Source organism: Prevotella sp. S7-1-8, assembly GCF_000758925.1.
Lineage (GTDB): Bacteria > Bacteroidota > Bacteroidia > Bacteroidales > Bacteroidaceae > Prevotella.
In genome coordinates, this window is record NZ_JRNC01000032.1 from 81,192 (window position 1) to 108,126 (window position 26,935).

Sequence of the window (26,935 nt, forward strand, 5' to 3'; positions counted from 1 at the left end):
ATGACAACAAATGATTTCAAAGAATTGCTGGATAAATTTTATAACGCTGAAAGCACAGCGGAAGAAGAGTCCAAACTGAAAAAGCTCTTCAAGGATAACGCCGTGCCCGAAGGATTTGAAGTGGATAGGGCACTGTTCGACACTCTAAATGCCACCGTCCCAGCAGTTCCACAAGACATGAGCAAACGCATTGAACGAGACATGGACCGCTGGAACACCTTAGAGGCAGCAGTAGCGCACAAAGCTCGAACAATGAATATGCGATGGACTGTTGGCGTGGCGGCTGGCCTGTTGTTACTGTTCGGTATAGGCAATTACTATAATCAGCCGAAAATGAAGCCTCAACCATACGCAGGCAACTTGATGGAGACCTACGAAAACGTGGATGACGCAGCCGCGGAGACGGAGCGAGCGCTCACCAAATTCTCTACAGCCATTAACAAAGGATTGCGTAAAATAGACAACACAAAAAAATATTAAGGCAATGAAAAAATATTTTCTCGTAGCCATCATGGTGGCCATGACCACCCTCGGACACGCTCAAAGCACACTGTTCAAAAAGTATGAGAACACCCAAGGCGTGAGCATCGTGACCGTTTCAAAGGCAATGTTTCGCATGATGCCAACCATGAAAGTGGGCAACAAGAATCTCAAGAAGATAGCATCCAAAATAGACCACCTGCAAATATTGTCTTGCGAACGACAAGTTCTGAACGCGAAAATCAACAAAGACGCCGTCTATATATACGGCAAAAAGCCATGGGAGGAAGTGATGAGCTATCGGGAGAACAGCGGTAACACCTATATATATATGCGAACGATAGGCAATGGCAAATACGAATACGCTCTTTACACCACAGAGAAAGGCGAGCTGCAAATCATCAGTATTACCGGAGACCTCACGCTGAGAGACATTCAGGCCATCGCCAAATAGCCCTCTGCCAATCCCTAAAAAACACAATGGCTATGCCTTTTCTTGATAGCAAAAGCGTCTTCCGAACAATTACAGCCATTGGGCTAAAGCATATTTTATCTTGTCCTTGCGTAGCACGGAGCGCCTATACAGATTATACAGCTTCGTCGCCCATTTGGATTGATAGTCTTTTTGGTACAAACGGTATATCAACGCGGCCATCAAGTTGATGGGATGATAGTCCAACAGTGCGTCTATCTCAGCCATTTGCTCACGCGGCAGCTTGAATTTATAGCCATAGGTAAGCGCGTCAAGCATGCCCAAGTTGCGGTATTTGGCATAGACACCCTTGGTGTCGCGCTCTTGAAAAAACTTTTCCAACACCTTGTTTGCCTTTGTCAGCGACCTCAACGATTTCAAAGATATGCTCGCACAGTACGACTCTGGCCTTATGGCCCTGTACGAATAAACAACCCTGTCTGTCCACACGCGCCTGCCCACAAGCAACAAACGAGGTGTCGTGGCATAGTCCTCACCGTAGTCAACGCCCTCCTTAAACCTTATTCCATAGCTTGTAAACAACTCGCGACGATACAGTTTAGCCCAAATATGACCTGCCGCCTTATGCCAAAGAATATGTTTTATCAACAGTTCATTGGACCAATGCCGTGGCGGTGACACCACCGTCCGGTCGTCAAAGATATGTTCGCTGGCACCTGACACAATACAAGCGCCCGTCTCTTCCATCTTTTCCACCAATGCCTCGATGGCATCCGATGGCATGAGATCGTCACTGTCCACGAAACAAACGGCATCGCCCGTAGCGGCGTCAAGCCCTGTTTGCCGCGCGGCGCCAAGCCCACGGTTAACCTCATGGCGCACAATCCTCACTTTCGAGGCCACCAACGGATGCGCGTCAACGCACCGTTGCAATATCTCCATGCTGCAGTCAGGACTACAATCGTCCACAAATATAAACTCAACGCATGGATAAGTCTGCGCGAACAAACTCTCCGCGCACTCTTTTATATATGTCTCTACCCCATATACAGGTACCAAAACCGAAACTTTTATCATGCTAATCGTGTGAATATATGTATTAAACTTTTCATGGGTGTTGCAAAATTAACACCTTTTTTTGACCTATTGGATATAAAGTATATATATTTTCGTAATATGAACATTAAGAGAACAAAAAATATATAGCCAAGATGACCATTTCTTAATAATTCGAATTACCTTTGCAATAGATATGTAACGAGCGTAAGAAAGGAATAACAAGCATAGCGTACATATAACATCAATTCTTGGCTTGCGTCACACAATAATCATAAAATGAAAGAGTTTCTACAAGTATTGCGGCGCTATATTCCTCCATATAAGCGTTATATCGGCTTTGCGGTGATATTCAATTTGCTGTCATCGCTACTAAATATATTCTCATTCGCGGCCATCATCCCCATTCTTAACATCCTTTTCAATGTCAGTACCGCCACGGTAAAGACGCTCATGCCATGGCCGGCTTCGCTAAAAGACGTGCCGAACATGCTGGCAAACAACGCCAATTATTATGTACAAGAGATGATAGCGCAATATGGAGAGAGCGTGTCGCTGCTACTTATCGGCTTGTTTTTAGCCGTGATGACCTTTTTTAAGATATCCGCTTATTTCTTGGGGTCAGCCAGCATCATACCCATACGCACAGGTATCGTGCGCGACATGCGCAACCAATTGTACCATAAGATAACAAGTTTGCCGCTGAGTTTCTTCTCCGAGGAGCGCAAAGGCGACATCATCGCGCGTATGAGCGGCGACGTGCAGGAGATAGAGGGATCTATCATGGCATCCATAGACATGCTGTTCAAGAACCCAATATTGGTCATTGTCTATTTCATCACGCTGCTTTGCATCTCTTGGGAGCTTACATTGTTCACCATTCTCTTCGTGCCCCTGTTCGGATGGATCATGGGATTGGTAGGAAAGAACCTGAAACGGGGCAGCATAAAAGCGCAAAGCACATGGAGCGACACGATGAGCCAAGTAGAGGAGACATTGGGTGGGCTGCGCATTATCAAGGCCTTTTGTGCCGAGGAGAAGATGAACAAGCGCTTTAGCAAGATTAACGACGACTACCGAGACATCATCCTAAAAGTTAACATGAGGCAGCAGATGGCCCATCCGATGAGCGAATTTCTCGGTACCGTCATGATTGTTATCGTGCTGTGGTTCGGCGGATCGTTGGTGCTGAACGGCCAAGCGCTAAGCGGCCCCACTTTTATCTATTACTTGGTGATACTCTACAGCATCATCAACCCGCTCAAAGAGCTGTCCAAGGCCGGGTACAGCATTATGAAAGGGTTGGCCTCCATAGAGCGCGTGGACATGATATTAAATGCCGAGAACAATATCAAGGAGAGCTCCTCGCCCGTCCATATCAAGTCGTTCGAGCACCAAATAGAGTTCAAGGACGTGTCGTTCAAGTACAAGGACCAGTGGGTATTGCGCCATATCAACCTGACAATACCCAAGGGAAAAACCATCGCCCTTGTGGGACAGAGCGGCAGCGGCAAGTCTACTTTGGTCGACCTCATACCGAGATATTACGACGTTCAGGAGGGAGCGGTGCTCGTGGACGGCGTGGACGTGCGCCAAATAGGCATCCACGACCTGCGACAGCTGATAGGAAACGTCAACCAAGAAGCCATCTTGTTCAACGACACCTTCTTCAACAACATCACCTTCGGGGTGGAGCGAGCCACCAACGAGCAAGTGGAGCGCGCCATGAAGATAGCCAACGCCTACGACTTCATCATGGAATCGGAGCGTGGCATGGACACCTGCATTGGCGACCGGGGCGGCAGACTAAGCGGCGGGCAGCGTCAACGCGTGTCGATAGCGCGCGCCATTCTCAAAAATCCGCCCATACTGATACTCGACGAGGCCACCAGCGCCCTTGACACGGAGAGCGAGCGATTGGTACAAGACGCCTTGGAACGACTGATGAGCACACGCACCACCGTGGCCATAGCGCACCGCCTTTCCACCATCAAGCACGCCGACGAGATATTCGTGCTGCATGAAGGCAAAATAGTGGAGAGCGGCACGCACGACCAACTGTTGGCCTTGGACGGCTATTACAAGAGACTTCACGACATGCAAGAGGTATGATATCCATGAGAAAAAGAAACCAAGAGGGACTAAGGAAATCTTAAAGACTGATGAAAATTTACCGTAATTCACTCGCGAGATACCTCGAGCCGGCATGGACCACGCTCATCAACATCTGCGTGGCCTTTGCCATCTACGCCATCGCACGCCTCGCTTTTCTCCTCGAAAACTGGGATTACTTTGCCCACGACCTGTCTTTCAGACACCTATCCACCCTTTTTTACGGTGGCTACATCTTCGACCGATCGGCCATCGTCTACACAAACGCACTGTACATCGTGCTCATGCTCTTTCCGTTATGGTTGAAAGAGCGGAGGGGTTACCATTTATTCTGCAAGTGGTTGTTTGTCATTGTTAACGGCTTGGCATTGGTCATTAATCTCTGTGACGCCGTTTATTTCCCATTCACCCTGCGCCGCACCACCACGAATGTGTTCAGCGAGTTCAGCCATGAGAGTAATTTAGCCGACATATTCCTCACCCAGACACTAAACCATTGGTATTTGCTGCTCTTGGCCATCGTGGTAATCGGCTTGACGTGCAGGTTGTATCGCATACCCCGTTTGAGCCACGAGCAGTTTAGCTCCACGCGCCATCGCGTGCGGTTCGCTGTCTCGCAGATAGTGATATTGGCGCTCATTGCGCCACTGTGCATAGGCGCTTGCCGGGGTGGTCTCAGCTCAGGCATCAGGCCCATCACAATCAACAACGCCAACCAATACGTGCAACATCCCACCGAGTGCGCCTTGGTGCTCAACACCCCGTTCTCGCTTATCCGGACCATTGGCAAGAATGTGTTTGACATTCCTAACTATTACGCGAGCTTGTCGTCCGCCGAGCGCGTGTTCTCACCCATCCATCAGCCCAAGCCCACGCACGCTTTTAAACGCAAAAACGTGGTGATACTCATCGTGGAGAGTTTCGGACGGGAATATATCGGCGCTTTCAACCATTGGTTGGAGAATGGGCAATACAAGGGCTACACTCCCCATGTGGACAGCCTCATCGGTAAAAGCATGGTGTTCAAACACTCGTTTTGCAACGGCCGTAAGAGCATAGACGGCATGCCATCGGTGTTATGCGGCATTCCAATGTTCAAGGAACCATTCGTCCTCACGTCGGCCTCCATGAACGATTACACAGGGATAGCCGGACTGTTGCGCGCCGAGGGCTACTCCACGGCTTTCTTCCATGGGGCCAACAGGGGAAGCATGGGATTTCTCGCGTTGGCCAACAAGATAGGGTTCGAGCACTACTATGGCCGGCAAGACTATGCCCAAGACCCGCGTTTTGGGGGCGACGCCGATTTCGATGGCCATTGGGGAATTTGGGACGAGCCATTCTTGCAGTACTGGGCCACCAAGATAGGCGAGATGCGGCAGCCTTTCATGACCGCATGTTTCACGGTGTCGAGCCACACGCCGTTTGTCATTCCAGACAAATACAAAGCCGTCTATCCAGAGGAAAAACTCCCCATACACAAGTGCATCAGGTACACCGACATGGCCATAGGCCGATTTTTTGAAACCGCCAGCAAACAACCTTGGTACAAAAACACCATCTTCGTCATCCTCAGTGACCACACCAACCAAAGTGACCACGCCGAATATCAAACAGACATAGGTGGCTTTTCCTCGCCGTTCATCCTCTTCGACCCAAGCGGAGAGATCAAACCGGGCATGCGCGACGGCATCGCACAGCAAATAGACGTGTTGCCCACGGTGCTCAGCGCGCTGGGTTACGACAAGCCATTCCTCTCGTTTGGTTGCGACTTGCTAACCACTCCGACAAACCAAACTTACGCCGTGAACTATCTCAACGGTATCTATCAATATTGCAAATACGGCTATGTGTTGCAGTTTGACGGACAGCGCACGCGTGCCATCTACGCTTTGGACGACCGCTTGATGCAACATAACCTGATAGGAAAAATAGGCCAGCAAGCCCAAATGGAGCGCGAGCTGAAAGCCATTATCTACCAATACATGTACCGCATGGCGAACGACAAACTCCAACCACAGGGCCACCAAGCCAACTCAACCCACAAACCGCAGCCATGAAAAAACTGTTACGCAACACCGCGTACGCCCTGGGCTACGCATTATGGTACGCCTTGTCACTGTTACCACTACGGGCGCTGTACGTGTTGTCAGACATTTTATATTGGCTCATCACCCACGTGGTGAGATACAGACGCGACATTATTCTCCAAAACCTAACCTCAAGTTTCCCTGAGAAAACCGCACCCGAGATACAAGCGATAGCCAAGGAGTTTTACCATTGGTTCTGCGACTACATCGTGGAGACCATCAAACTGATGACCATGAGCCAACAGCAACTCAAGAAGCACATCCAGTTTGAGGGCATGGACGAGTTTAACAAAGTGCTTGCCGAAGGCCAATCATGTGGCATTTACCTCGGGCACTACTGCAATTGGGAGTGGATAACATCCTTGCCCTATTGGATAGACTCCTCGGCACAATGTTGCCAGCTATACCATCCTTTGGAAAACGAGAGCTTCGACCGGCTCTTCAAGCATGTCAGAGAGCTGCGCGACGCCCGATGCATACCCATGCAGGAGTCTATCAGAAAGATTATAGACCTGCAACGCAAGCACCAAACGGTGGTGGTGGGCTACATAGCCGACCAAGTGCCAATGTGGAACAACATTCACCATTGGGTAGATTTTCTGAACCACGACACGCCCGTCCTTACCGGTACCGAGCGCATCATCAGGCACATGGACCAAGCGTGCTTCTACGGCGACTTGCGTAGAGTGGGGCGCGGGCACTACGTTTGCCGCATGCAGCTCATCTCCCGCCACCCCAAAGACTGCGCGCGGTGGGAACTCACCAACCGCTATTTTGCCCTCTTGGAACAAACCATACGCCGCCAACCGGCACTATGGCTGTGGAGTCACAATCGTTGGAAACGCACACGCGAGGAGTATAACCGGCGATATGGCATCGCGCCCGAATAGCCGGCCAACGATTTTCTTCTCGCCATTCATAGAAGATGGATCATCAACAAACACCACCCACCAACATGACCGACAACCCAAACCATACCACCATTGGTTTTGACGCCAAGCGCATCGTGAGCAACTACACGGGCCTGGGCAACTATGGGCGCACGCTTGTCAATGCGCTCGCCGACGGTAACCCACACCTTAACCTCAAGTTGTATGCCCCCGACAGTGGACATGAAGACCTGCGAGCACAGCTAAGCAAGGCCGACAACGTCACGTTTTGCTATCCAGAAAACGCGCGTTGCCGCCTGCAAAAAGACTGGTGGCGACATCGTGGCATCACGAAGCAACTCGTATCCGACGGCGTGGGCATCTTCCATGGCCTCTCCGGCGAACTGCCCGTAGGCATCAAAAATAGCGGCATCAAAAGCGTCGTGACCATACACGACCTCATCTTCATGCGCCATCCAGAATATTACAAGCGCATAGACGCTTATCTCTACAAACGAAAATTTCTCGCCACATGCCGCGAGGCTGACCAAATCATAGCCATCAGCGAATGCACCAAGCGCGACATCATGGCCTTCTCCAACTATCCGGAGCGTCAAATCAAGGTAATATACCAAGCCTGCGGAACCCATTTCAAACAACCAGCCAGCGCCGACCACCTGCAAAGCGCTCGGCAAACGCACCACTTGCCCCAACGATACGTACTCTACGTTGGCTCCATCGAGGAACGGAAAAACCTGCTCTTGGCCGTCAAGGCCGTGCGACACCTACCGACAGACGTGTCGCTCGTAGCCGTGGGTAGGGCCACGCCATATCTTCAAAAAGTGAGAAAATACATCCATGCCCACGGGCTTGAGCCTCGCGTCCGCATGCTTCACGACGTGGGCAACGATGAGTTGCCGGCCATTTACCAGCAAGCGGAATGCTTCGTATACCCCTCACGGTACGAGGGTTTCGGCATTCCCATCATTGAGGCCATACAGAGCGGATTGCCCGTGGTGGCTTGCACAGGGTCGTGCTTGGAAGAGGCGGGAGGCCCTAACAGCCTATACGTGCACCCTGACGATGAGGAAGCCTTGGCCCAAGCCATAGCGGCATCGCTCCAAGGCAGCCCCGGAAGAGACGAGCGCATAGCCCAAAGCCAAGCCTACGTGCGCCGTTTCGAGAACGCTGACGTGGCCAACCAAGTGTTGGAGGCCTACCGCTCTTTACGCCAAGCCGGCATACACTGCTAAAGATCATATCACCCATGAACCATCATTCATTACCCACGGTTACGGTCATCACCGTGTGCTACAACGCCAAAGAAGCGCTCAAGACCACCATGCGCAGCGTCTTCGCGCAACGATACGATGCCTTGGAATATGTCATCGTGGACGGCGCGTCCACAGATGGCAGCGTGGAGCTAATCAAACAGAGCGCAAACAAGGTGGACCATTGGGTCTCAGAGCCAGACAATGGCATATACGACGCCATGAACAAAGGCGCGCGCCAAGCCTCAGGAGAATGGGTCATGTTTTTGAACGCTGGCGACGAGTTTGCCAACGAAGACGTGTTGCGGCGTATTTTCGAGCATGACATTCAGGCAGACATCGTCTATGGAGACGTGGTAAAAGACGGCATCGTCAAGGAGGCCGAGCCACCGCACGTCGCGCACCGCATGTTCTTTTGCCACCAAAGCTGCCTCACCCGCCGCTCGTGCCTGCTGCAAACACCCTTCGACACGACACACAAACTATCCGCCGACTTCAAATTTTTCAAGCAAATGTATCGCGAGCGCAAACGGTTCAAACAACTACATTTCCCCATCGCGGTGTTCGACACCGGAGGTATATCCAACCGCAAACGCTCCATGGGCCTCAAAGACAACATGCGAGTGATAGCCGAAGTGGACGACATACAAACACAAATCAGGCTGTTACCGCGCTTGTGCTTCGTCTACTTGCTATGCAAGCTACGAGGAAAATAACCCGAAAAACTCTTAACACCTATCCAACATGAAAAAAATAGTGCACATCAGCACAGCCGACACGGGTGGGGCAGGGCTTTGCGCCTATCGCATCTGCAAGGCACAACGCGACTTGGGCATGGACGCTCACCTCATAGTGACGCACCGAACGCACACTGACAACTTCGTGCATCAGGTTGGTGCCGTGGCATATTTCTTGCAAAGCGCCCGCCGAAAGGTGAAAAAACTGCTCGGAATGCCTGACGAGATCAACACCTGCAGAGAATTGGGACGGCAGCGCCAAGCCACTTATACCCTGCCCATATCGCCCATAGACCTAACCCACAACCCACTGATAGCGTCGGCCGACGTGATACACCTGCACTGGATAGGCGGATTGATAGACTATCCCTCGTTTTTCAAGGCATACAGCCACAAAACCATCGTCTTCACGCTGCACGACGAGAGCATGCTTCATGGCATCGCGAGCGTGAAAGACCAATGCCTGCGAGACCATCCGCTCGAACAAAAATACTACCGTCTCAAACTGTCATACACGCGAGATATAGAGCGATTGGGTGTGGTGTTCTTGTCAAAAGCCATCTACGATGAGTATCACGACCACGAGATGCTGGCGCGCGCCCACAAAACCATCATACACAACTTGGTGGATTGCTCGCTATTCAAGCCATACGACCGAGCCTACGCTCGACGGGCGTTGACACTGCCCGACACCAAGCTGTTCGGCTTTTGCGCCTACGCCATCGGCGACCCGCGCAAGGGTTTGGGACAATTGTCAGAGGCCCTCACGCGCATGAACCCACAATATCGCATATTGGCCATTGGCAAAAATCGTGGCAAAAAGTCGTGGCCAAACGTCATGGAGATGGGCTTTCACACCGACCCGGGAAAAATATCGCAAATACTATCAGCAGCCGATTTCTTCTGCCTGCCCAGCCTAAAAGAGGATTTTGCACAGGCCCCACTCGAGGCGTTGGCATGCGGCACACCCGTCATCATGAGCCCATGTAGCGGCTCAGACGAGCTAATCACCCCTGAGAATGGCGTCAGATACGCCGATTTCAGCACAGAGGCGCTAATCGAGGGCATTGGGCAAGCCATGCAAAAATCATACGACAGGACCGCGCTCAGGCAAGACGTGACACGCCGTTTCTCCCCCCAAAAGATAGCGCGAGACTATCTGCGCTTCTACGACACACTCACATCATAACACAAACAACCCACCATGACCCATTTGCGGCAAAATATCAACGGATTGTTTCATCGTGACAAAAACTCCAAGTTGGCCTATTACGCCACGGCATACTCACAGATAGCCATGCCACACGCCGTGCTGCGACAGCTCTTGGCACGCGACATGAAAGCTTTGGCCAAGCGCAAGGACCAAACCTATATCCACGAGAGAGTGAGCTATTATAACCGGCTCACCAACCTAACGCCCATAGACCATCAGGCTTTCAGCCGGCAGGCCACGCCCATCGGCCGGCAGCCCGTGGTGCGACCCAAAGTGTATTACCTTGACTCCTACCGATACGCCAAGGCTTTCGACCCTGCGCTCAAATGGCTATTGTTGCCCGGCGACATCACCAACGTGCCCACGTTGCCCTCCATCACCAAAAGTAGGCCCATTGGAGGCGACAACGCCAACTCCGTGCTCATGAAACTGGACAGGGTGCGCCATTTCATCTTCGTGAACGACAGCAAGCGTTTTGAGGAAAAAAAAGACATGGTGATATTTCGTGGAGAGATAGGGCAGAAAGAGGGAGACTGCATCAAGCAAAACCGATACGATTTCATACGAAAATACTTTGGGCATCCCATGGTGGACGCGGGCGTGGTGGATGTGCGCTTCAAGGAGTGGCACAAGCCCAAGATTAGCTTGCGCAAACACTTGGACTATAAATTTGTCATGGCCCTCGAGGGCAACGACGTGGCCACCAACCTGAAATGGATTATGTCGTCAAACTCCATCGCCGTGATGCCGCGCCCAACGTGTGAGACATGGTTCATGGAGGGCAAGCTCATCCCAAACTATCACTACATTGAGGTGAAAGCCGACTTCTCAGACCTGACAGAACAGCTCAACCACTACATAGCGCACCCTGACGAGGCCCAACGCATCATAGAGCACGCGCACGAATTTGTAGCGCAATTCAAGGATGGGCGACGCGAGCGCATCATATCGTTGTTGGTGTTGCAAAAATACTTGGATATAACCAACAAGCCGCTATGATATGACAGAAAACAAATATTGTCGGGAAAAAATCACAAAAACAGGGCCTTCGGAAAGTGTCGTTACAGAGAGAAAATACAGATGATTTTGGCTTCGCCCCATTACGCCCGGCGATTTATTTGGGCAACACAACGCGATGAGTAGCTAATGGCTGTGCCTTTAGGTCGTAAAGGCAACGCGATGGGTTGTCAATGGGAGCGCGATGAAGGCCTAATCGCCATACGAATAGGTAACAATGGCAAACTATATGGCATTTTTTTGGATGCAAAAAAATACTATAAAGGTATAAAATGTTGTATTTTAGCTTATTATAAAAAACGCTCATAATTCGCGTATTTGCTGCCAAAGGGGCATTCGTTTGCAAAAACGCGAGCCATGAGCGATACTTTGTCAAAAGTTTTCAAGAGTGAGAAACGCACTCAACCGTGGCGCGCGGCTATGAGCTAAACGACGTGGCGCGCGCGGCTGATGACACCGATGCCCAAGCATGGGTCACTCCAACGGCTCACCAATGAGCGTGGCAGAGGTTGAGCGTGTGACGCGCACACGCACTCGTTGGCCTATGTGGTGACGGCCCCGAGGTATGATGACGGCCTTGTTTTGCGGCGTGCGACCCATGAGCTGGTCATGGCTGCGCTTACCGAAACGCTCAACGAGTATCTCAAACTCTTTGCCCTCGTCTTTCTTGTTCTGCTCGGCGCTGATCTCTGTTTGCAGCTTGATAAGCTCGTTCAAGCGTCTCACCTTCTCCTCCTCGGGCACATTGTCTGGCAAATGCTTGGCCGCATATGTGCCCGGCCGCTCGCTATACTTGAACATGAAGGCCGAGTCGAAGCCCACCTCGCGCACCAAACTGAGCGTCTGCTGGTAGTCGTCCTCCGTCTCGTCGTGGTAGCCCACGAAAATATCCGTAGTCAGTCCGCAGTCGGGTATGACGCGCTTGATAGCCGCTACCTTTTCCAAATAGTCTTCTCGTGTGTACTTGCGGTTCATGAGCTTGAGCACCTTGCTGCTCCCACTCTGTGCCGGGAAATGTATATGGTTGCACAGATTTGGCTCATCGGCCACGGCATGGAGTATGTCCTCGGTCATGTCTTCCGGGTTTGAGGTGGTGAAACGCACTCGCATGTCGGGCACCTCGCGCGCCACTTGTCGCAGCAATTGCGCAAAAGACGTGCCGTTGTCCGGTCGCTTGCCATTAGGAAGCAGGCCATAACTGTTCACATTTTGTCCCAACAGTGTCACTTCTTTGAACCCCTTGTCGCGCAAGTCGCTGACCTCGCGCAGTATGCTATCCACATCACGGCTGCGCTCTCGCCCCCGTGTAAAGGGCACGATGCAGTAATGGCAAAAGTTGTTGCAACCTCGCATGATGCTCACGAAGGCGCTTACTCGGTTGCCACCGATACGTCGGGGCATCACGTCGCGATACGTCTCGGTGGTGGATAGCTGCACGTCTATGGCCGGTTGGCCCACCTCCACGGCCGCGATCATCTCCGGAAGGTTGAGGTAAGCGTCTGGCCCACACACCAAATTGGCGTGGTGGTTCTTCATCAAATCGTCCTTGACGCGCTCCGCCATGCAGCCCAACACGCCAAGAATGGGGCGCGGCGCCAATGTGTCGGGCTGGGCGGCCGCATGCTTGCGCTGCTCGGCGTGCAAGGCGTCGAGACGATGATAAATTTTGTTCTCCGCGTTCTCGCGTATAGAGCATGTATTCAGGAAGATGGCGTCTGCCTCTGCCTCGTTGTCAGTGAGAGTGTAACCGGCCATTTGCATCACCGAGGCCACAACCTCCGAGTCGGCCACGTTCATCTGACAGCCGTAAGTTTCGATATATAGTTTCTTTGTCATTATCGTAAAACGTTATGGTGTGCAAAGTTACGAATAATATCATTCTTATTCGCAACCTTGCGCCAAAATAGAATAGCGTGACGTTTTTTTACCCTCAAAACCGTGGGTAATCATCCGCGAATGGCGTGAAAACGTTTGGACACACGCGACCACCCACAATAAAACGCCAAACCGACCACCAGCCCAGCCAGCACGTCGATGGCATAATGGGCACGCACATACATCGTGGCAAGGCAAATGAGCATGGCGAAAGGCAGGAGCGTGAAAAACAACTTGCGACTGCCCGTGCGCCAAGCCAACAACATACAAACCACCGAAATACCCACATGCGAGCTGGGGAAGGCGGCCGTGGGCCGCTCGCCCGAATCGTGGGCCATGGTGAGAAGGTTGTAGAATATGCCATTTTTGTATCCCGGCGACTGCATCATGTCGAGATGGGTGCGGAAATAATAGCCTAAATTGGGGAATACCCCCTTGGCGATTTGGTCAAGCCCGACGGCGTGGTAATAATACATTGGCCCAGTGACGGGAACCAAGTCGTAAATGACATAGAAAGCGAAGAACGAAGCAAGAATGACAAACGAGGCATGCTCGAAATCGTTGTACCGCTTAAAAAAATAATATAAAATGACCGTGGTTATGATGGGAAAATAGCTCACGTAGGCCATGTCCATGAGCTCACTGAAAAACAGTTGCGGGTAAAGCTGGGCAAAGAGGAGAGCCGGTTGGCACCCGAAGACCGCCTGCTCGGCACGAATAAAGACGTGGTCGAGATTGGGAAAGAGGCAATTGAGCAGGTAAGTGTCTGTGTACCACCAGCTCAACAACGCCATCTGCACCGCCACACGGAGCAGGCGAGTGGCCCTGCAAGGAATGAGCCTGTAAACCATCCATATACCCACGGTAGTGGCTCCCACACGCATGCGGCTCCAAATGGCAGCGTCTGGATTTTCAAGGCTTGTCCTGCCAAAGAGCACCACGAGCAACGTGAACGCCATGTAGGTGAGCACTACCCACTCTAACGGCATTAACCCACGGGCGGGTTTCTTCTCCAATATAAAGTATTTTTTTAGTTTCATGCTATGTAAAGGCTGTTATAGCCATTTATTTTTTTTATACCAAGCCACCGTCTCCTTGACTCCCTTGCTCAAGTCATAATGCGGATGATAGCCCAACTCGTCGCACGCGGGCTCGATGTCGCAACGCCAATTACGTTGTTTCATTATATTGTACTTGTCGTTGTTCAAAGTCGATACCGTACCAGTCATGCGACCTATCCACTCGCCACAAGCCGTGACGAGCCTGAGCGCCCATACCGGAACCCTTATCCTGACCCACCAATGGTTGCCGAGCTCCTCGCGCAGATAGTCGCTGAAAGTGCTGCTTTGATATACCTTGCCATCGGCAAGGAAATATTTTCGCCCCGACATGCCACGGTCCAGCGCCAAGAAAACGGCCTGGACCACATCCTTGACATACACGAACGTGATATCCTGTCGCTTATAACCAACACTGAAATCCAAGTGCCTCTTGATGGTTTTGGCCATTAAATAATAATCCTTCTCGCGCGGCCCGTACACGCCAGTGGGCCTGAGGATGATATAATTGAAATCGTTGCCTATGCTGTCCAAGAAACGCTCGGCCATCAGTTTGCTCTTGCCATAAGCCGTATTGGGCTTGGGAGTATCATCTTCTTTTATTTCCTGATAAGGCATCTCCTCATGAATGGCTCCATAAACACCGAGCGTACTGATATAGACAAAACGTTTGAGAGGCATGCGAGACCTCAAGATGGCATGCACGAAATTGGCCGTCCCCTCATAGTTTATCTTGAAAAAATCATCGGCATGCAGACATTTGGTGATTCCGGCGGCATGCACTATATAGTCGAACGCATACCCATCAAGCTGCCGCACGAGCATATCTTCCGAGCTAAAGTCAAGCTCCAAGAAGTGGATGCGCGCGTCTTGCAGATATTGGCGCGAGCTGGTAGGGCGAACGCCAACCCATGTTTCAAAGCCCTGGCGCAGCGCTTCTTCCACAATAAAACTGCCAATGAACCCACTGGCACCAGTTATTAATATTTTCATAATTATCAGGTTACAAAGTTAATACAAATCGAATGATTTGCAAAATAATCAAAATGAAATTAGGTTTCCTCAATTATTTTTTGTTAATTTGCATATATAATAACGAGGTTTTGTCAGGCACACTGACAGTGTAGACGCTAATACAGCAGCCGTTTACGATTTGAGGCCTATCAATTTGACGCTTTACGCCAAGAATTGAGGATATCGGTGCCTCCCAAAAGATTTTGAGACGTGAAGCCAAGCGTATTAGCAGATACCCCATACGGCCTAAACCCATGACAATTTTAAAAAGGCAAACTATGGCAAAAGGAAAAAAAAACATCAAGAGATTGTCCAAGAAGCAATTGGCTGCCATGCTCGAAGAGTTTTTCTCGGCGCGACCGGGAAAGACGCTATCGTTCAAAGAGATATTTCGTAGCCTGCATCTTTCCACTCACCCCATGAAGATGCTGGCCATTGATATCATGGAGGAGATGGCATGGGACGACTATATCAATAAAGTGTCAGAAAACTCTTACACGCTCAATACCAAAGGGCAGGTGCAGGAAGGCAAGTTTATACGCAAGGCCAACGGCAAGAACTCGTTCATACCTGATGGCGACGAGGAACCTATCTTCGTGGCCGAGCGCAACTCGATGTCGGCTCTCACGGGCGACCGTGTGCGCGTATCGTTCAATGCCCGAAGGCAGAAACACATCAAGGAGGCGCAGGTGATCGAGATACTCGAACGCGCCAAGGACGTATTCGTGGGCAAACTGACCGTGAGCAAGGATATCGCGTTTCTCAATCCTCAAAGTGGGGTTTTCGTGCACGACATACTTATTCCCAAAAACAAGCTCAAGGGAGGCAAGACCAATGACAAGGCTATGGTGAAGATAACGCAATGGCCAGACGAGGATCATCGCAATATCGTGGGTGAGGTGATAGACGTGCTCGGCGCGAGCGGTGACAACGATGTGGAGATGAACACCATCCTCGCCCAATTCGGATTGCCCTACAAATACCCCAAGAAAGTAGAGCGGGCGGCCGAGCAAATCAAGGCGGAAATCACGCCTCAAGACGTGGCCGAGCGCGAGGATTTTCGTGAAACGTGGACTTGCACCATAGACCCGGCCGACGCCAAAGACTTTGACGACGCGCTGTCCATCAAAAAATTGGACAATGGGTTATGGGAGGTGGGCGTGCATATCGCCGATGTCTCGCACTATGTGAAGGAGGGAAGTGTCATTGACAAAGAAGCCGCTAACCGAGGCACGTCGGTTTATCTCGTAGACCGCACTATCCCCATGCTGCCCGAGCGACTGTGCAATTTCATCTGCTCACTACGCCCGGAAGAGGACAAACTCACCTATAGCGCCGTGTTTGACCTTGACGAGGACGCATACGTGCGAAATTTTCGATTGGTGCACGCTATCATTCGCTCCAATAGACGTTATGCCTACGAAGAAGTACAACAAATCTTAGAAGACAACGGTGTGGTGGATGGCACTGGCAAGCCAGCTCCAGACCCTAAAAACCGAGGCTACAAAGGCGAAAACGGATGGCAATTGTGCATGCTTGACAGATTGGCCAAGCAACTGCGAGAACGCCGTTTCAAGAACGGATCGGTGAAGTTCGACTCTGAGGAACTGCATTTCGACATTGACCAAGCGGGACATCCCACCCGCGCTTACTATAAGCGTTCTAAAGACGCCAACAAGCTCGTCGAGGAGTTCATGCTATTGGCCAATAAGACCGTGGCGGAGACTTTTGGCAAAAAAACAAAAGGCAAAGCTGCCAAAACGCTACCTTATCGCGTGCACGACAACCCCGACCCACAGAAGATGGAAAACCTTCGCGAGTTTATAGCCAAGTTTGGCTACAAGGTGAAAACCGATGGCACCAAAGCCGCCATGGCTCGAAGCATTAACAAACTGATGGACAGTTGCGAAGGCAAGCGAGAGGAAAAGGTCATCCAAAGCGTGGCTCTACGCGCCATGATGAAAGCTAAATACAGCGTACATAATATTGGGCACTTTGGACTTGCGTTTGATTACTACACGCATTTCACATCGCCCATACGTCGCTATCCAGACACCATGGTGCACCGTTTGCTCACAAGATACCAAGCCGGGGGACGCTCTGCCAACGAGAAACGATACGAAGAATTGTGCGAGCACTGCTCTGACATGGAACAAATAGCGCAAAACGCCGAACGCGACTCTATCAAATACAAGATGGTGGAGTTTATGGGCGACAAGATAGGCGAATGTTATGACGCGCACATCAGCGGCATTACCAGCTATGGCATTTACACCGAGATAGACGAAAATCACTGCGAGGGCATGGTGCCAATGCGCGATCTTGATGACGACTACTACGACTTCGACGAGAAAAACTTTGTGCTGCGTGGAAGAAGGCATCGCCACAAGTACCAACTTGGCGACCCCATTCGCATACAAGTGGCCAGCGCAAACATGCAAAAAAGGCAGCTCGACTTTGTCATAGCCAAAGAAAAATAAGCCACATGGCAACGCGAAATAATCCACATGGCAACGCGTGGAGCCACCATAGCCCGCCAAAACAATCGGAAACGACACCCCGCGGCGAGCGGCACGATAGCTCTATTTTTGCGCATGCCACCTTTGTTCGTGTTTGGCTCACAAAGAACATGGGGTATATAAAAACACAAATTCCCAACTCTCCTATGCGGAGATGGGGATTTGTGCTAACCTAAAAACTAATCTTTAAAATTACCTCAAATAACTAACAACCTAATTGAAAAACCTAAAAATCTAATCTTAAACCTAAAAACTAAAAACCTATATGAAACAATCTACTAACTTTAAACCTATTGAATAAATTGCCGAAGGAACATCTCTTCACAGAGACCTTGTCTCCTTTTGACATTGCAAAGGTAGGCCGAAATATGGGACGCCACAAATATTTTAAACCCATAATCCACGAAACAAACCTTTTCTTGACCTAAATCAACGGTTTGTGTACGCACACAATACGTTTTTTGCTTTAATGTCAAAACTGCGTTCTCTATTTGGGTATGGCCTCGGCATGAAATGATCGCCTACCAACGTTTACCAAATAGCATCCCTGCCTCACATTCCGCGATTACGGAAAATAAAACCGCAAGCTTGCCATGAAAAGGGGCCGGGGTGTCGCACAGAAACAATCCGCGTGCGGCAGGTCGATAGCGCGGTAAACCAAGGTCAAAAAAATAAGTAGAAAGAGATTTTATTACGCTTATTTGTTGTAATTTTGCAAAATCTTAAAATGGGCTGCGCTTCCACTTGACATCACCATCATTGGCACGCGTACCAATAGCCGACGTTGCAATTTGACAACTCACAACAGGGCACAACATAACATATATCATGCACATACAATATTTAGGCGAAATCATTTCCTTGGGCGTAGCCTTCTCATGGACCATCGCTGCCATGACATGCGAGGTGGCCAGCAAGCGCATAGGCGTCACCGTCACCAATGTGTGGCGCATGGCGTTGGCACTCATTTTCTCGCTGCTCATGATGTGGTGGTTTACGGGCGAGGCATGGCCCACGCATGCAAGTGCGACCAGTTGGGCGTGGCTCATGGCCTCGGGCATGGTGGGATATTTTCTCGGCGACTGGTGTTTGTTCAACAGCTATATAAGCATTGGGTCGCGCTACGGCCAACTCTTTATGACACTTGCGCCCATGTTCACCGCCATCTCGGCTTGGGCCATGCTCGGACAAGTGATGAGCGTGGGCAGTTTGATAGCCATGATGGTGACCATGCTTGGCATAGCCATATCCGTACTGAGCAAGGGTGAGAACAAAGGGCGTTTTCTTTCGCTGCAATTGCCAGTCAAAGGCGTACTCTTTGGCATCGGCGCAGGGTTAGGACAGGGATTGGGATTGGTGCTCAGCAAGATAGGCTTGGACAACTACACGGCCGACATTCCACAAACGATGGTGGCCGATATGGAAAGCTATCTGCCCTTCAGCGCCAACCTTATCAGGTGCGTCTCCGGCCTAATTTGCTGGGGAGTGTTTCTCGTAGTGACTGGGCAAGGACAAAAATTGAGACAAAGCGCACACGACACCAAGGCACTGTGGGCACTGCTCATCGCCGTATTCTCTGGTCCGGTGATTGGCGTGGGCTTCTCGCTCATGGCCGTGCAATACACCGCGGCAGGCATCGCGAGCACGCTAATGGCCACAAGCCCTATCATGATATTGCTTCCAGCCCACTATTTCTTTCATGAGAAAATCACGCTCAAGGGCATTGTCGGAGCCATTATCTCCGTGGTAGGCGTGTCTCTTTTCTTCTTGATTTGAGGCTACGAAAGGAAAAACAAAAGTTCGAAAACATCAAATACATGTGTTTTATGAACTTATTTCGAAAATTTATTGTTGCTGTTTGACTATGACGCCCAACGCGAAGTTCGCGTTGGGCGTTTGCCGTACTGACCTGCAATCCAGAAACTCAACTTATATGTTGAGCTTCCACGTGGCCCCATCCTTGGTATCTTTTATCTCAAAACCTGCCTCGGCGAGAGCGTCACGGATCTGGTCGCTGGTAGCCCAATCCTTGGTTTGCTTGGCTTGCTGGCGCAACTTGAGCACCATCTCCACCACCTTGCCGTAAGCCTCCTCGCGAGCCTCGTCGCTCTGTCCTTTCTCGTCTCTCAGTCCGAGCAGGTCAAACGCGAATAGACGCATGGCATCGCCCAACTCCTGAAGGTCTGCCGCGGATATATTGGCCTTGTGGTCCACAAGCATGTTCACCATGTGGCAAGCCTCAAATAGCGCGCCGATGACAAGTGGTGTTTGCAAGTCATCGTTCATGGCGTCGTAGAGACGTTGGCGCAAAGCCCCCACGAACTCTGATATTTCAGACGAACTTTCCTTAGCGGCCTGTACACGAGAAAGATCGGCCATGCCATTCATCAGACGGTCATAGCCTTTTTTAGCGGCCTTGAGCGCATCATTTGAAAAATCTACCGTGCCCCTGTAATGGGCCGACAAAATGAAAAACCTGATGGTCATGGGCGAGTACGCGCTGTCCAACGATGCGTGCGATCCATTGAAAAACTGTTCCAATGTGATGAAGTTCCCGAGCGATTTACCCATCTTCTGGCCATTGATGGTAATCATGTTGTTGTGCATCCAGTAACGAACCATCTGGTCACCTTGGCTTGCCACGGCCTGCGCTATCTCACACTCGTGGTGCGGAAACACCAAATCCATGCCGCCACCGTGTATGTCAAAGTGGCTGCCCAAATACTTACGCCCCATCGCGGTGCACTCGCAGTGCCAACCGGGAAAACCCTCGCTCCACTCACTGGGCCATCGCATGATATGCTCGGGCATGGCTTTTTTCCACAGCGCGAAGTCGGCTTGGTTTCTCTTTTCAGTCGTGCCGGCCAACTGCCGGCTGTTATTGATGATATCAGTGAGGTTTCTACCGGACAGGATGCCGTACTTGTGATCCTTGTCATACTTGGCCACGTCAAAATAAATGGAGCCGTTGCTCTCGTAGGCATAGCCGTTATCCATAATCTGCTTGACCAGTTGTTCTTGCTCGATGATATGCCCAGTGGCATGCGGCTCGATGCTCGGCGGCAGCACGTTGAGGGCTTCCATGGCCTTGTGGTAACGGTTGGTATAATGCTGGGCTATCTCCATGGGCTCCAATTGCTCCAACCGCGCTTTCTTCTCTATCTTGTCGTCGCCGTCGTCCGCGTCATGCTCGAGATGGCCCACGTCAGTGATATTGCGCACATAGCGCACCTTATAACCCAAATGTCTGAGGTAGCGGAAGAGCACATCGAACGTGATGGCTGGCCGTGCGTGGCCGAGATGCGGGTCGCCATAAACCGTAGGACCGCACACATACATGCCCACATGTGGCGCGTGCAGGGGCTTAAAAAGCTCCTTACTGCGTGTAAGCGTATTGTAAATCAATAAATTCTGTTCCATAATCATTAGCGTGTATTACATGCAAAGGTAACTATTTATCGTGAAAAAGATAGTGCAAAAGTATGGTTTTATTTGTTCTTGAGACAAAAAAAACAAATAATAGATATGAAAACGAAATAAAAAAAAGAGCGTTTTCTTTCTTAGTACTCAATTAATTCGTACATTTGTAAAATATAAACAATCAATTATCAAACCCTTAAAATATTTTTACTATGAAGGTACATGAGTATCAAGCAAAAGCTTTCTTTGCCGACTATGGTGTCCCTGTGGATCGCAATATCGTGTGCAGCACACCTGACGAGGCCGTGGAAGCTTACAAGAAATTGGGTGTGGATCGTGCTGTGGTCAAGGCTCAAGTGCACACCGGAGGTCGTGGCAAGGCCGGCGGCGTGAAACTTGGCGGCTCCGAGGCCGAAATCAAGAGCCACGCTGAGGCCATACTTGGCATGGACATTAAAGGTTTTACTGTTAACCGCGTGCTGGTGAGCGAGGCCGTAGACATTGACTCGGAGTACTACGTGAGCATCCTCGTAGACCGCAAATCGAAATGCCCGCTTATGATGTTGAGCCGCGAAGGTGGCATGGACATCGAGCAAGTGGCCAAGGAAACGCCAGAGAAAATAGAAAAAATTGTCATCGACCCCGTTATAGGCATGACCGATTTCTTGGCTCGCGAGGCTGCCTTCAAGCTCTTTGACAACATGGCCCAGGTGAAACAAGCCGTGCCATTGTTCAAAAATTTGTACCGTCTTTTTATCGAGAAAGATGCCTCTTTGGCCGAGATCAACCCATTGGTAAAACTCAAGGACGGCACGTTGAAAGCTATTGACGCCAAAATGACGTTTGACGACAACGCGCTGTTCCGCCATCCTGATGTGGCAGCCCTGTTCGAACCTACCGAGGAGGAGCGCAAGGAGCGCGAAGCCAAGGACAAAGGTTTCAGCTACGTGAACCTCGGAGGAAAGATAGGATGCATGGTGAACGGAGCCGGATTAGCCATGGCCACCATGGACATGATTAAACTTTACGGCGGCGAACCGGCCAATTTCCTTGACATTGGCGGCAGCTCAAACCCGGAGAAGATAGTGGAAGCCATGAAGCTGTTGCTCTCTGACAAGCACGTCAACACGGTTCTAATCAACATATTTGGCGGCATCACCCGTTGCGACGACGTGGCCAAAGGATTGATAGAAGCGTTCAAGATAGTGAAGACAGACATCCCAATCGTCATCCGTCTCACCGGAACGAACGAGGCCGAAGGTCGTAAACTGCTCGAGGGCACACAGTTTAAGGTGGGATCAAGCATGGCAGACGCAGGCCATCGCGCCGTGGAACTGAGTTTAAAGCACAATGCGTAACGCGCCATTCATAATGGCCAATCCACATGAAGAAACCATAGCGATTTGATCAATCGTAAATTGTGGGCTGCGAACTCGTGTATTATCAATCATAAATTTTGAATTATAAATCGTGAATTAAAAGATGAGTATTCTAATCAATAAAGACACCAAACTGATCGTTCAGGGCATCACTGGACGAGATGGAAGTTTCCACGCTTCCAAGATGAAAAAGTATGGGACCAATGTAGTGGGTGGAACATCGCCCGGCAAGGCCGGCCAAGAAGTTGGCGGCATTCCCGTGTTCAACACCGTGAAAGACGCCGTGGCGGCCACCGGAGCCAACACTTCTATTATCTTCGTGCCCGCTGCCTTTGCCAAAGATGCCATGCTTGAAGCCATAGACGGTGGCATCAAACTGCTCATTTGCATCACCGAGGGCGTGCCCACGATAGATGCCGTGGAGGCACAACGCTACGCTCGCATAAAGGGCGTGCAGGTGATTGGCCCCAACTGCCCTGGACTTATCTCGCCAGAAGAGAGCATGGTGGGCATCATGCCTACCAACGTGTTCAAGAAAGGGCACACAGGCGTTATCAGTAGGAGCGGCACACTGACCTACGAGGTGGTTTACAACCTCACGCAGGCGGGCCTTGGCCAATCCACGGCGGTAGGCGTCGGTGGCGACCCCGTGGTTGGATTGTACTTCGAGGACTTGCTCAAGATGTTCCAAGACGACCCTGATACCGATTCCATCGCGTTGATTGGCGAGATTGGTGGCGACGCCGAGGAGCGCGCCGCAAAATACATCAAGGAGCATGTCACCAAGCCAGTGGCCGTGTTTATTTCAGGCCGTCAGGCTCCCCAGGGCAAGCAGATGGGCCACGCCGGAGCAATCATATCGGGCGGTTCAGGCTCCGCGGAGGGCAAGGTAGCCGCGTTTGAGGCCGTAGGCGTGCCCGTGGCCAAGGAGACAATCGAAATTCCGGAGATGCTGAAAAAGGCGTTGGGCAAATGAGCCAACATATAGAAATAGCCACATCTCGGTAATTCTTGCCTTGAAACGACAAGGGAAAACAAGAAAAATATGTATTGACTTGACAAAAATACAAGTGACAAGAAGCCTGACTTTTAACGGTCAGGCTTCTTTTATGAATTGCTTGGCAAACTCCCAAATCACGATGCCCGCGGTGACGCTGACATTCAACGAGTGCTTGGTGCCAAATTGAGGTATTTCCAAGCAGCCGTCGCACATGTCGACAACGCTCTGTTTCACCCCCTTCACCTCGTTGCCAAAGACCACTGCATGAGGCCGAAAAGCTGAACACTCCAATTTTGATGGGCTTATGCCATTTACGTCATGGCTATCTTCTCTCATGCCAGCCAATTGCGAATTTTGAATATCTTGCAGTTTCGTCGAGCCTTCCACTTGCTCCACACCATACACGAAATAGCCACGATTGCGCAATTCTCGCACCGCGTTCTCCGTATGCTCAAAATACCTCCAATCCACTGAATCCTCGCCGCCGAGCGCCGTCTTGTGTATCTCCGCGTTGGGTGGGGTGGCCGTGATACCGCACAGATAGACCGCCTCCACGCGAAAGGCGTCGCACGTGCGAAACACCGAGCCCACGTTGTAAAGGCTTCTTACATCGTCCAGCACCACCACCAAAGGCAGTTTTGGGGCCTCCTTAAACTCCTCCACGGTGAGCCTTGACATCTCTATGGTCTTGAGTTTACGCATGTCTATCCGTTGTTTTCCTTAGCCATGTATGCCAACGCGTAGGCTTTCACCTGCTTGACCATAGCCAACAGGCCGTTGCTGCGCGTGGGCGACAGGTGCTCGCGCAGTCCGATGCGCTCAATGAAATAGAGGTCGGCGTCGATGATTTCCTTCGGCGTATGGCCGCTTACCACCCTGAGCAGCAAGGCGATGATGCCCTTGACGATGAGCGCGTCGCTGTCAGCGGTGAACCAAAGCGCGCCATCTCGGTAGTCGCATTGCAGCCATACACGGCTTTGGCAACCATCTATGAGATTTTGCTCGTTCTTGTACTTCTCGTCCAAGGCCTCAAGGTCGTTTCCAAGGTCAATAAGCATTTGGTATTTGTCCATCCAGTCGTCCAAATCGGCGAACTCATCAACAACCTCGTCTTGTATCTCGTTGATGGAACGAGCGCGAGGCGTCTCATGGCTTGAAATATTTTTGCTTGTCATCATTTTTGGTATAATTAATAATGGAAAACTTATAGTCTCGTCTTTATGGCGTCACGCTCACGAGCTTGAACAATTTGTCGTTGCGTCTCACCTTGCCTGTCACAGGAATGGAGACGCGAGTACCTTGCTCCGCGCGCTCCACCGGTTTGAGGTCGTAACGTATCTCCGTGGCGTCGAGATACATCACGCCAGTGGTGTTGCCGGTGATGAGCAAACGGTCTCCGAGCTTGAAATCGGCGGCCTCCACGGCCACCTCAGCCACGCCAAGCTTGGCAAAATAGTTCACCACCTTGCCCACTTGCACCTTTTTCTCCGTGGCCATGGAGCCGTAGCCCCTGTTCCACTCGCCCATGGTCTGCCCGAGATAGTAGCCATCCCAAAAGCCACGGTTGAACACCTTGGACAGCCGCTCGTCCCACTCGGCCTTTCTCTCCTCGGTGAACGAGCCGTCGAGCACGGCCTGTATGGCCTCCTTGTAACACGTCACCACGGTATGGACATACTCGGGCCCGCGCGCCCTGCCCTCTATCTTGAACACCCTCACGCCAGCGTCCATCATGCGATCCACAAAACGAATGGTCTTCAAGTCTCTCGGACTCATGATATATTTGTTGTCTATCTCAAGCTGGTTGTCGGTCTCATTGTCGGTCACGGTGTACGACCTGCGGCATATCTGCGTGCAAGCCCCCCGGTTGGCCGATCGGTTTTGAGCGTGCAAACTGAGGTAACACTTGCCCGATACCGCCATGCACAGCGCGCCATGGCAAAACATCTCTATGCGCATCAGTCCGCCCATAGGTCCGCAAACGCGCTGCCGCTCTATCTGCTGGTGTATCTTTTTCACTTGATCAAGGTTCAGCTCGCGCGCCAACACGCTCACGTCGGCAAACTGAGCGTAAAACTTCAGCGCCTCGATATTGCTGATATTGAGCTGGGTGGAGAGGTGAACCTCCACGCCCACCTCACGGCAATAGCTCATCACCGCCACGTCTGAGGCAATGATCGCACTTATACCGGCCGACTTGGCAGCGTCCACTATCTCGCGCATCAAATCGATATCCTCATCGTATATCACGGTGTTCACCGTGAGATATGTCTTGATGTCGCGAGCGTTACAAGCGTCGGCTATCTCCCGCAAATCGTTTATGTCAAAATGATTGGCGCTGTGCGACCGCATGTTGAGGCGACCAATGCCAAAATACACAGCGCCAGCGCCAGCCTGCATGGCGGCGGCAAGCGACTCGCGCGAGCCGACAGGAGCCATGATTTCAAAATCCTTAGCGTTTAAATCCATACCGCAAAGTTACGAAAAAGTAAAGAGCTTATGGCCTTAAAATGGAAAAATAACAATGGATAGGGCTCGGCGGCCCTGATGTTTGGTTTGTCACAAGCGCACCCAACGCAACTTTTCCGCGTTGCGTTGGGGCATGCCACGCTTTGCGGCAAAACATGAAAAAATGCCAAGACCAAGCGTGATATCACCGCTCCACAAACGCATGGGTGTATTATAAAAATCATAAAAAAAGAACCGTCAACATTGACCGCTCCACGACAGGATTTCCGATTTTTGGGCGGAAAGGCAGGGCAGGAGATCGCGTTATTTTCCGGTCGGCGTACCATTAATACTCATTGGCGCACCGTTTAGAACCTAATCGCGCTCCAACTAATTAAAGAAAATGAAGATAAATCTAAGTTTGTGCAAACTTACTGATAATAAGGAGGAAACGAAATAATTTGCATAAAACTGCTCTATTTATAAAAGGCAGGAAAGTGCGGATTTAAGCAGAAGTTCAGTTACTAAATCATTACCAAGATTGGGAATAGGTAACGAAATGCAGATATAGGTAACTGAAATTATGTGGTTCGTGTGTTTGTTGCTTTGGTCGGCAGTTTTCTGCATAAGTAAAGAACGCTTTAATTCGGGTAACTTTGCCCATAAAAATTAAAGCGTATGAAAACAGAAAAGATGAAGGTGTTGCTCTACCTCAAAAAGAGCAGCATTGACAAGTCGGGTAAGGCTCCCATTATGGGACGTATCACGCTTGGAAGGAGTATTGCACAGTTCAGTTGCAAACTGTCTTGCAACCCCGATTTGTGGAATCCCCGTGAAAGCAGAATGGACGGAAAGAGTCGTGAAGCAGTGGAAGTGAATGCCAGATTGGAAAGTCTGCTGCTATCCGTCCAAGCAGCCTACCAATCTCTGCTGTCCAAAGGTTG

Annotated in this window: 22 protein-coding genes; 14 read left to right on the top strand and 8 right to left on the bottom strand. The window is 50.8% G+C overall.

What is annotated here, in order from left to right:
• Nucleotides 1-480 (top strand): hypothetical protein, encoded by a 480-nt coding sequence (locus HMPREF1640_RS05235; RefSeq protein ID WP_036892992.1) that lies wholly within the window; start codon nucleotides 1-3, stop codon nucleotides 478-480.
• Nucleotides 481-484: 4 nt separating this feature from the next.
• On the top strand, nucleotides 485-934 hold the full coding sequence (locus HMPREF1640_RS05240) for a DUF4252 domain-containing protein (RefSeq protein WP_036892994.1): 450 nt from the start codon (nucleotides 485-487) through the stop codon (nucleotides 932-934).
• Between the two features lie 69 nt (nucleotides 935-1,003).
• On the opposite strand, the gene HMPREF1640_RS05245 is transcribed toward HMPREF1640_RS05240, so the two are convergent.
• Nucleotides 1,004-1,990, bottom strand: a complete 987-nt coding sequence (locus HMPREF1640_RS05245) for a glycosyltransferase family 2 protein (RefSeq protein ID WP_052051711.1) — start codon at nucleotides 1,988-1,990, stop codon at nucleotides 1,004-1,006.
• Nucleotides 1,991-2,248: 258 nt separating this feature from the next.
• Between HMPREF1640_RS05245 and HMPREF1640_RS05250 the strand changes: the two genes are divergently transcribed.
• The 7 genes from HMPREF1640_RS05250 to HMPREF1640_RS05280 are packed head-to-tail and all read left to right on the top strand — an operon-like array spanning nucleotide 2,249 to nucleotide 11,260.
• On the top strand, nucleotides 2,249-4,081 hold the full coding sequence (locus HMPREF1640_RS05250) for an ABC transporter ATP-binding protein (protein WP_036892996.1): 1,833 nt from the start codon (nucleotides 2,249-2,251) through the stop codon (nucleotides 4,079-4,081).
• 50 nt (nucleotides 4,082-4,131) lie between these two features.
• Nucleotides 4,132-6,141, top strand: coding sequence for an LTA synthase family protein (locus HMPREF1640_RS05255; RefSeq protein ID WP_036892998.1), 2,010 nt, complete (start codon nucleotides 4,132-4,134; stop codon nucleotides 6,139-6,141).
• The gene (locus HMPREF1640_RS05260; RefSeq protein WP_036893000.1) at nucleotides 6,138-7,061 is read left to right on the top strand and encodes a lysophospholipid acyltransferase family protein; all 924 of its coding nucleotides are present in this window, start codon (nucleotides 6,138-6,140) and stop codon (nucleotides 7,059-7,061) included. Before HMPREF1640_RS05255 ends, HMPREF1640_RS05260 begins: the two co-directional genes overlap by 4 nt.
• A 35-nt stretch (nucleotides 7,062-7,096) precedes the next feature.
• A complete protein-coding gene (locus HMPREF1640_RS05265; RefSeq protein ID WP_231565843.1) occupies nucleotides 7,097-8,293 on the top strand; it encodes a glycosyltransferase family 1 protein in 1,197 nt (398 codons plus the stop codon).
• A 14-nt stretch (nucleotides 8,294-8,307) separates the two neighbouring features.
• Nucleotides 8,308-9,027, top strand: a complete 720-nt coding sequence (locus HMPREF1640_RS05270; protein ID WP_036893002.1) for a glycosyltransferase family 2 protein — start codon at nucleotides 8,308-8,310, stop codon at nucleotides 9,025-9,027.
• Between the two features lie 28 nt (nucleotides 9,028-9,055).
• Entirely contained in the window at nucleotides 9,056-10,237 is a 1,182-nt protein-coding gene (locus HMPREF1640_RS05275) for a glycosyltransferase (protein ID WP_036893003.1), read from the top strand.
• A 15-nt stretch (nucleotides 10,238-10,252) separates the two neighbouring features.
• Nucleotides 10,253-11,260: a glycosyl transferase family 90 gene (locus HMPREF1640_RS05280; protein ID WP_052051712.1), complete on the top strand. Its 1,008-nt coding sequence runs from the start codon at nucleotides 10,253-10,255 to the stop codon at nucleotides 11,258-11,260.
• 492 nt (nucleotides 11,261-11,752) lie between these two features.
• Here HMPREF1640_RS05280 and miaB read toward each other — a convergent pair whose 3' ends face one another.
• The 3 genes from miaB to HMPREF1640_RS05300 all read right to left on the bottom strand — a co-directional run bounded on the left by miaB (nucleotide 11,753) and on the right by HMPREF1640_RS05300 (nucleotide 15,204).
• A complete protein-coding gene (gene miaB / locus HMPREF1640_RS05290; protein WP_036893005.1) occupies nucleotides 11,753-13,114 on the bottom strand; it encodes a tRNA (N6-isopentenyl adenosine(37)-C2)-methylthiotransferase MiaB in 1,362 nt (453 codons plus the stop codon).
• A gap of 110 nt (nucleotides 13,115-13,224) precedes the next feature.
• Complete coding sequence (locus tag HMPREF1640_RS05295) at nucleotides 13,225-14,193, bottom strand: phosphatase PAP2 family protein (protein WP_036893006.1); 969 nt, start codon at nucleotides 14,191-14,193, stop codon at nucleotides 13,225-13,227.
• Nucleotides 14,194-14,208: 15 nt separating this feature from the next.
• Nucleotides 14,209-15,204: an NAD(P)-dependent oxidoreductase gene (locus HMPREF1640_RS05300; protein WP_036893007.1), complete on the bottom strand. Its 996-nt coding sequence runs from the start codon at nucleotides 15,202-15,204 to the stop codon at nucleotides 14,209-14,211.
• A 299-nt stretch (nucleotides 15,205-15,503) separates the two neighbouring features.
• Here HMPREF1640_RS05300 and rnr point away from each other — a divergent pair, with 299 nt between their 5' ends.
• Nucleotides 15,504-17,705, top strand: a complete 2,202-nt coding sequence (gene rnr / locus HMPREF1640_RS05310; protein WP_036893024.1) for a ribonuclease R — start codon at nucleotides 15,504-15,506, stop codon at nucleotides 17,703-17,705.
• 873 nt (nucleotides 17,706-18,578) lie between these two features.
• Nucleotides 18,579-19,520, top strand: coding sequence for a DMT family transporter (locus HMPREF1640_RS05315; protein WP_036893026.1), 942 nt, complete (start codon nucleotides 18,579-18,581; stop codon nucleotides 19,518-19,520).
• Between the two features lie 153 nt (nucleotides 19,521-19,673).
• On the opposite strand, the gene cysS is transcribed toward HMPREF1640_RS05315, so the two are convergent.
• A complete protein-coding gene (gene cysS, locus HMPREF1640_RS05320; protein ID WP_036893027.1) occupies nucleotides 19,674-21,164 on the bottom strand; it encodes a cysteine--tRNA ligase in 1,491 nt (496 codons plus the stop codon).
• A gap of 212 nt (nucleotides 21,165-21,376) precedes the next feature.
• Between cysS and sucC the strand changes: the two genes are divergently transcribed.
• Nucleotides 21,377-22,522, top strand: a complete 1,146-nt coding sequence (gene sucC / locus HMPREF1640_RS05325) for an ADP-forming succinate--CoA ligase subunit beta (protein WP_036893009.1) — start codon at nucleotides 21,377-21,379, stop codon at nucleotides 22,520-22,522.
• Between the two features lie 124 nt (nucleotides 22,523-22,646).
• Nucleotides 22,647-23,519 carry a succinate--CoA ligase subunit alpha gene (gene sucD, locus HMPREF1640_RS05330; RefSeq protein WP_036893010.1) on the top strand — a complete coding sequence of 291 codons (873 nt, stop codon included), beginning with the start codon at nucleotides 22,647-22,649 and terminating at the stop codon, nucleotides 23,517-23,519.
• Between the two features lie 120 nt (nucleotides 23,520-23,639).
• On the opposite strand, the gene HMPREF1640_RS05335 is transcribed toward sucD, so the two are convergent.
• The 3 genes from HMPREF1640_RS05335 to HMPREF1640_RS05345 are packed head-to-tail and all read right to left on the bottom strand — an operon-like array spanning nucleotide 23,640 to nucleotide 26,012.
• Entirely contained in the window at nucleotides 23,640-24,245 is a 606-nt protein-coding gene (locus HMPREF1640_RS05335; protein WP_036893012.1) for an RNA methyltransferase, read from the bottom strand.
• A gap of 2 nt (nucleotides 24,246-24,247) precedes the next feature.
• Entirely contained in the window at nucleotides 24,248-24,721 is a 474-nt protein-coding gene (locus HMPREF1640_RS05340) for a SufE family protein (RefSeq protein WP_231565844.1), read from the bottom strand.
• Between the two features lie 40 nt (nucleotides 24,722-24,761).
• Nucleotides 24,762-26,012 carry a peptidase U32 family protein gene (locus tag HMPREF1640_RS05345; protein WP_036893013.1) on the bottom strand — a complete coding sequence of 417 codons (1,251 nt, stop codon included), beginning with the start codon at nucleotides 26,010-26,012 and terminating at the stop codon, nucleotides 24,762-24,764.
• 657 nt (nucleotides 26,013-26,669) lie between these two features.
• Here HMPREF1640_RS05345 and HMPREF1640_RS05350 point away from each other — a divergent pair.
• On the top strand, nucleotides 26,670-26,935 hold a 266-nt coding region (locus HMPREF1640_RS05350; RefSeq protein ID WP_036893014.1), incomplete at its 3' end, for an Arm DNA-binding domain-containing protein.

Bases quoted from the DNA above. Each gene is read 5' to 3' on its own strand.
- HMPREF1640_RS05235 (WP_036892992.1), top strand. From the start codon at position 1: ATGACAACAAATGATTTCAAAGAATTGCTGGATAAATTTTATAACGCT.
- HMPREF1640_RS05240 (WP_036892994.1), top strand. From the start codon at position 485: ATGAAAAAATATTTTCTCGTAGCCATCATGGTGGCCATGACCACCCTC.
- HMPREF1640_RS05245 (WP_052051711.1), bottom strand. From the start codon at position 1,990: ATGATAAAAGTTTCGGTTTTGGTACCTGTATATGGGGTAGAGACATAT.
- HMPREF1640_RS05250 (WP_036892996.1), top strand. From the start codon at position 2,249: ATGAAAGAGTTTCTACAAGTATTGCGGCGCTATATTCCTCCATATAAG.
- HMPREF1640_RS05255 (WP_036892998.1), top strand. From the start codon at position 4,132: ATGAAAATTTACCGTAATTCACTCGCGAGATACCTCGAGCCGGCATGG.
- HMPREF1640_RS05260 (WP_036893000.1), top strand. From the start codon at position 6,138: ATGAAAAAACTGTTACGCAACACCGCGTACGCCCTGGGCTACGCATTA.
- HMPREF1640_RS05265 (WP_231565843.1), top strand. From the start codon at position 7,097: ATGGATCATCAACAAACACCACCCACCAACATGACCGACAACCCAAAC.
- HMPREF1640_RS05270 (WP_036893002.1), top strand. From the start codon at position 8,308: ATGAACCATCATTCATTACCCACGGTTACGGTCATCACCGTGTGCTAC.
- HMPREF1640_RS05275 (WP_036893003.1), top strand. From the start codon at position 9,056: ATGAAAAAAATAGTGCACATCAGCACAGCCGACACGGGTGGGGCAGGG.
- HMPREF1640_RS05280 (WP_052051712.1), top strand. From the start codon at position 10,253: ATGACCCATTTGCGGCAAAATATCAACGGATTGTTTCATCGTGACAAA.
- miaB (WP_036893005.1), bottom strand. From the start codon at position 13,114: ATGACAAAGAAACTATATATCGAAACTTACGGCTGTCAGATGAACGTG.
- HMPREF1640_RS05295 (WP_036893006.1), bottom strand. From the start codon at position 14,193: ATGAAACTAAAAAAATACTTTATATTGGAGAAGAAACCCGCCCGTGGG.
- HMPREF1640_RS05300 (WP_036893007.1), bottom strand. From the start codon at position 15,204: ATGAAAATATTAATAACTGGTGCCAGTGGGTTCATTGGCAGTTTTATT.
- rnr (WP_036893024.1), top strand. From the start codon at position 15,504: ATGGCAAAAGGAAAAAAAAACATCAAGAGATTGTCCAAGAAGCAATTG.
- cysS (WP_036893027.1), bottom strand. From the start codon at position 21,164: ATGGAACAGAATTTATTGATTTACAATACGCTTACACGCAGTAAGGAG.
- sucC (WP_036893009.1), top strand. From the start codon at position 21,377: ATGAAGGTACATGAGTATCAAGCAAAAGCTTTCTTTGCCGACTATGGT.
- sucD (WP_036893010.1), top strand. From the start codon at position 22,647: ATGAGTATTCTAATCAATAAAGACACCAAACTGATCGTTCAGGGCATC.
- HMPREF1640_RS05335 (WP_036893012.1), bottom strand. From the start codon at position 24,245: ATGCGTAAACTCAAGACCATAGAGATGTCAAGGCTCACCGTGGAGGAG.
- HMPREF1640_RS05340 (WP_231565844.1), bottom strand. From the start codon at position 24,721: ATGATGACAAGCAAAAATATTTCAAGCCATGAGACGCCTCGCGCTCGT.
- HMPREF1640_RS05345 (WP_036893013.1), bottom strand. From the start codon at position 26,012: ATGGATTTAAACGCTAAGGATTTTGAAATCATGGCTCCTGTCGGCTCG.